Source organism: Edaphobacter sp., assembly GCF_035763405.1.
In the GTDB taxonomy this organism is placed as follows: domain Bacteria; phylum Acidobacteriota; class Terriglobia; order Terriglobales; family Acidobacteriaceae; genus Edaphobacter.
On record NZ_DASUBE010000009.1, the window covers coordinates 1 to 5,319 of the forward strand.

Below are 5,319 nucleotides of genomic sequence, written 5' to 3' on the forward strand. Positions count from 1 at the left end.
CACCTACGACCGCGCCAATCACATCCTCACCTTCGGGCTCGACCGCTGGCTGTGGAACCGCACCGCCCACGCATTTCGCAAAACGCTTGAGCGCCCCGAAGCCGTCGTGCTCGACCTCTGCTGCGGCACCGGCGACATGACGATGGCGCTCTACAAATATCGACCTCAGCCTCAAAACCGGGTGCCCCATCTTCGCGACGGCCGTATCGTCGCTAAGGTGGGCGAAGCGCCACAAATCTCTATGGAACCTGGGCAACCTGAACCCATTCTCGCCGCAGACTTCTCCCGCCCGATGCTCGCGCTCGCGGAGAAAAAGTTCGCCGGGCACAACATCACCTCCATCGAAGCCGACGCGCTCCACCTCCCGTTCGCCGACAACTCCATCGACCTCATCACCATCGCCTACGGCTTTCGCAACCTGGCCAGCTACGAAGACGGCCTCGCCGAGCTGCACCGCGTTCTCCGCCCCGGAGGCCAGATCGGCATCCTCGAGTGCAACCGGCCCGAAGGACTCACCGGCGCAGCGTACAACCTCTACTTCAAAAAAATCCTGCCGCACATCGGCGGCCTCATCTCCGGAGACCGCGCCGCCTACACCTACCTCCCCGCCTCGGTCGAGCGATTCCCCCGCCCACCCCGCATGTTGCAACTCATCCAAAACGCAGGCTTCATCCAGGCCACCTGGACCAGCTACACTCTTGGAGCCGCAGGCCTCTACCGCGCCGCCAAACCGTAAGTCACTTCCTTGCGACTATAAACAATATTGTTTATAGTCAACATCTGTGAAGAGTAGTGAGTTCACGCGTTGGCTGGCTGACCAGGGAGCTACCTTCAAGCCGGGCATAGGATCGCACCTGAAGGTCACACTCCATGGAAAGCAATCCGTCCTCCCCATGCACAACAAGGAACTCGGCACTGGACTAGTGGCTGCAATCAAGAAGCAGTTGGGCCTGAAATAGGAGACGAACATGCGATACCCCGTTAAACTGCGCCGCGACGGCAAGTTCTTTCTCGTCACCTTCCCCGACATTCCAGAGGCAATTACACAGGGCAAGAGCGAAGAACAATCGCTCCGCGCCGCAAAGGATGCGCTGGAGACGGCGCTCGACTTCTACTTTGAAGAAGGTCGCGTCGTTCCTGCTCCTTCCCCGCTCAAGCGCGGACAGCGGTTCGTTGAACTTCCAGTCAGCGTTGCCGCTAAGGTGCTGTTGTTGAATGAGATGCTGAGGCAAAAAGTACGTCCCGCCGAACTTGCGAAGAGGCTCCATACCTCCCCTCAGGAAGTGAACCGTCTCACCAACATCCGTCACACATCCAGAATCGACGGCATCGCCGCAGCAATGAAAGCTCTCGGCAAGAGCCTTGAGGTCAGCGCAGCATCCGATATAGCTGCTTGAACTGCGTACATCTTTTGCGCCGCAGGCCTCTACCGCGCCGCCAAACCCTGACCGAATGCCTATTCCCTCATCCCCGTTCCCTGTAGCATCTCTGCATGAGCCTCGCAGCCACCACCGAGCCAGCGCTCGACGCTAAACGTTCCGCCGCTCTCTTCAGCGTGCTGGCCGCTGCCTGCGTCACGCTGCTCAAGCTCCTCACCGGCCTGCTCACCGGCTCGCTCGGCATGTTGTCCGAGGCAGCACACTCGGGCATCGACGTCATCGCCGCCACCATCACCTACTTCTCTGTGCAGCTCTCCGACCGCCCCGCCGACGCCAGCCACACCTACGGCCACGGCAAAGTCGAAAGCCTCTCCGCCGCCATCGAAGCCATCCTCATGCTCGGCTCGGCCATCTGGATTCTCACCGCGTCCATCGACCGCATCGTCACGCGCGAACATCTCGCGCTGGCCTTTTCCGTCTGGCCCTTCGTCGTCCTGCTGCTTTCCATCGCGGTAGACCTCACCCGCTCCAGCCGCCTCCAGGCCGTCGCCCGCCAGTACAACAGCGACGCGCTCGAAGCAGACGCGCTCCACTTCCGCACCGATATATGGTCTTCCTCCGCAGTCTTCCTGGGACTGGCCGCCACCTACGCAGGCCGCTACTGGCACATCCCCAGCCTCGAACTGGCCGACCCCATCGCCGCCATCATCGTTGCCTTCGTCATCCTCTACGTCACCTGGCAGCTTGCACGCCGCACCATCGACGCACTCACCGACGCCACGCCATCCGAAATTCAAAGCCAAACGCGCGACCTCGCCGCCGACCTCGCCGCCATCCCCGGCGTTCTCTCGGTCAATCGCGTCCGCACCCGCCGCGCCGGTTCCAGCTACTTTGCCGACGTCACGCTAGGGATGCCGCGCAACCTCACCTTCCAGCGATCCGAGCAGATCACGCTCGCTGCAACCGAGGCCGTCCAACGCCATCTCCCCGGGGCCGATGTCGTCGTCCACTCCATCCCCACGGCGTCGCTGGCCGAAAGCGTCCACGACCGTATCCGCGCCGTCGCCGCGCGCTCCAACCTCGCCATCCACGACGTCACCGTGCAGGAGTACAACCACCAGCTCCACGTCGAGCAGCACCTCGAAGTCCCCGAATCGATGACCCTGCGCGACGCCCACGCGCTTGTCACGCAGCTCGAAGCCGACATCAGCCGCGAGGTCCCCGAGGTCGCCTCCATCCTCACTCACATCGAAAGCGAGCCCGCCACCATCGAGCGGCCCGAGTCGCTCGAACCCGACCGCCAGCTCGAAGTCCGCCTCCGCCGCGTCGCGCAGGCGTTCCCCGAGATCCTCGACATCCACGAGGTCTTCGTCACCCGCCTCAACAACCGCATCCAGGTAAGCTGCCACGCCACCCTGCCCGACGACCTGCCCATGTCCGAGGTCCACGCCACCATCTCCGCCCTCGAAGACGCCTTCAAACAAGACTGCCCCGAAGTCACCCGCCTCTTCATCCACCCCGAACCCGCCACCGACAACCGGCGTTAACGGAAATCTTCTTTTTGCATTTCCATTCCGCAGCTAATTTTGCATTTCCATTCCGTAGCGAAGCGAAGGAATCTGTTGTTCCCAAACTCGCTACCAACACACGTCATCTCGGCCGAAGGCAGAGGACCTGCTTTGCCTTTGCAGTTGCAGTTTCTTCAACCGCCACTAACGCTCGGGTGCCCCATCCATCGCGCTTTTTGCGATGGGTGGGAAAAAACGCATTCCCCGAGTCCGCAGTTTCAGTTGTCTGTTCTTTTGCACCGCCATTCCGCAGCGAAGCGGGGGAATCTACTATTATCAGATTTCGACCGACAGAAGGATTGTTGCCATGAACACAAACCTGTGCGAACCAACTGTAGAACTCGTGAAGACTGCCTGCGACAAATTCGATCATGAGAATGACGTCGTCGAGGGGGCGCTTAGTGAACTGTTTGCGATATTTCCTGCCAACACCGATATTCGCCATGTCCTCCTGAAAGTCGTGACGCTCAACCGTCTGTACTCCACGCAAATCTTCGCTGTAATGGATGTTGCAATCCACATACATAGCAATGCCAACAACATCGATGCTGCCTTGGCATCTGGTTTGCCTGAAATCGTCGATAAGATTTCCAGAGTTACTATTCAAGGAAAAGAGCGCAGCTTTTTCTCGTTTGCGACCAAATATTGTAGTTGGCACAATCCTGAATCGTACCCAATCTACGATTCGCACGTTGATAGGTATCTCCGGAGATTGCAAAAGCGGAAACCCTTTGCGAGCTTCTTCAAAAGAAATGCGGACATCCGGGTCTACCCCGTGTTTCGGAAGGTAATGGTCGCGTTCAGAGATTTCTATGGTCTTGGCTCATTCAGCTTCAAAGATCTCGACAAGTTCCTCTGGCTGTACGGTGGAGAATCATCTGTTCAGAAAACGGATCAACCGGCAGCAGGGGTAGATATATCCTTAACCCCATGAAGGTCCGCGTCCGCGCCATCAACCGCTTCTTCAACCTCGTCCTGGGCGCGCTGGCGATGTTTGCTGTCTTCCTCACCTCGGCCTTCATCTCGATGCGGCTGGCCATCCACGGCCGCGAGGTCACGGTCCCCAGCCTCATCGGCCAGACGCTTGCCGACGCAGGCGACCAGACCCGCCATCGCGGACTCCGCCTCACCCTCGAAGACCGCTTCTACTCGAACAACACCGCCGCCGGACTCATCCTCGGCCAGTCGCCCGCGCCCGGAACCACCGTGCGTCACCAATACACTGTGCGCGTCACCGAAAGCCTTGGCCCGCAGCGGGTCGCGGTGCCTGACCTCACCGGCGAATCCGACCGCACCGCCTCCATCAACTTGCGTCGCCTCGCGCTCGACGTAGGCACGCTCGCCTACATGCAGGCGCCCGGAGATCCCGGCACTGTCCTCGCGCAAACGCCCGGCCCCAACGCCAGCGGCATCGAACGCCCCCGCGTAAGCCTGCTGCTCAGCCAGCCCCCTGACCCCAACACCGCAACCGCATCTGCCTTCGTGATGCCCTCGCTCGTCGGCCTGCCGCTGATGTCCGCTGCCGCACGAGCCTCCGCCGCCGGCCTGCGCGTTGTCAGCGCAGAGGAGATTAAACCCGCCGCTCCCACGCTGCCGCCGATCACCACCGGCCCTGCGCAGCCTGCCGCACCGGCGCCCGCCCAATCTGCCGCGCCTGTCGCAGGCAGTTCCACCGCCATGGTCGTCGCGCAGACCCCGCCCGCAGGCTATCGAGTGACAAAAGGCGACGCCGTCCATCTCTCGATTGTCTACTGAATCAATAGAATAGATTTATTCAGCACAATGCAGCCGGACGCACAGAGCACCCTGACCCAACCGGCAAGGAATGGACTGCACGAAACCATGATCGCCGAAATCATCGCCGTCGGCTCCGAGATGCTGACGCCTTATCGCCAGGACACCAACTCGCTCTTCCTCACTGGCCGACTCAACGACCTCGGCGTCGAAGTCGCCTTCAAGACCATCGTCGGCGACAGCCTCGCGCACCTCACCGGAGCTGCCTCCATCGCCATCGAGCGCGCCGACATCGTCGTCTTCTCCGGCGGACTCGGCCCCACCGAAGACGATCTCACGCGCGAAGCCGCAGCCGCCGCGCTCGGCGTCGAGCTCCACCCGGACAATGACATCCTCACGGCCATATACAAACGCTTCGCCGCACGCCAGATGGTCATGCCGCCCAACAATGCCAAACAGGCCGACGTACTCGCGGGCGCAAACATCCTTGAAAACAAAAACGGCAGCGCCCCCGGCCAGTATCTCGACACCGTCGTCCCCAGCCCCAATGGCGAGACTCATCGCAAGATCATCATCCTGCTCCCCGGCCCACCTAACGAACTCAAGCCCATGTTCGACGAGCAGGTGCGTCCGCGCCT

7 protein-coding genes are annotated in these 5,319 nt (G+C 61.0%); all 7 read left to right on the forward strand.

What is annotated here, in order from left to right; all coding sequences use genetic code 11:
* Positions 1-736: ubiquinone/menaquinone biosynthesis methyltransferase (locus tag VFU66_RS00825; protein ID WP_326444328.1), on the forward strand; the 736-nt coding region annotated here is incomplete at its 5' end.
* Positions 737-782: 46 nt separating this feature from the next.
* Complete coding sequence (locus VFU66_RS15725; RefSeq protein ID WP_414649354.1) at positions 783-959, forward strand: type II toxin-antitoxin system HicA family toxin; 177 nt, start codon at positions 783-785, stop codon at positions 957-959.
* Positions 960-968: 9 nt separating this feature from the next.
* The gene (locus tag VFU66_RS00830) at positions 969-1,397 is read left to right on the forward strand and encodes a type II toxin-antitoxin system HicB family antitoxin (RefSeq protein WP_326444329.1); all 429 of its coding nucleotides are present in this window, start codon (positions 969-971) and stop codon (positions 1,395-1,397) included.
* A gap of 95 nt (positions 1,398-1,492) precedes the next feature.
* Positions 1,493-2,926 (forward strand): cation-efflux pump, encoded by a 1,434-nt coding sequence (locus VFU66_RS00835; protein ID WP_326444330.1) that lies wholly within the window; start codon positions 1,493-1,495, stop codon positions 2,924-2,926.
* 328 nt (positions 2,927-3,254) lie between these two features.
* The gene (gene dag1 / locus VFU66_RS00840; RefSeq protein WP_326444331.1) at positions 3,255-3,881 is read left to right on the forward strand and encodes a Dag1 family anti-phage DNA glycosylase; all 627 of its coding nucleotides are present in this window, start codon (positions 3,255-3,257) and stop codon (positions 3,879-3,881) included.
* Positions 3,878-4,702 carry a PASTA domain-containing protein gene (locus VFU66_RS00845; RefSeq protein ID WP_326444332.1) on the forward strand — a complete coding sequence of 275 codons (825 nt, stop codon included), beginning with the start codon at positions 3,878-3,880 and terminating at the stop codon, positions 4,700-4,702. Before dag1 ends, VFU66_RS00845 begins: the two co-directional genes overlap by 4 nt.
* Before the next feature lie 87 nt (positions 4,703-4,789).
* Positions 4,790-5,319 (forward strand): competence/damage-inducible protein A (locus tag VFU66_RS00850; RefSeq protein ID WP_326444333.1); only part of this gene is annotated, 530 nt, incomplete at its 3' end.

Coding starts and splice junctions, on each gene's coding strand:
- VFU66_RS00830 (WP_326444329.1), top strand. CDS start 969: ATGCGATACCCCGTTAAACTGCGCCGCGACGGCAAGTTCTTTCTCGTC.
- VFU66_RS00835 (WP_326444330.1), top strand. CDS start 1,493: ATGAGCCTCGCAGCCACCACCGAGCCAGCGCTCGACGCTAAACGTTCC.
- dag1 (WP_326444331.1), top strand. CDS start 3,255: ATGAACACAAACCTGTGCGAACCAACTGTAGAACTCGTGAAGACTGCC.
- VFU66_RS00845 (WP_326444332.1), top strand. CDS start 3,878: ATGAAGGTCCGCGTCCGCGCCATCAACCGCTTCTTCAACCTCGTCCTG.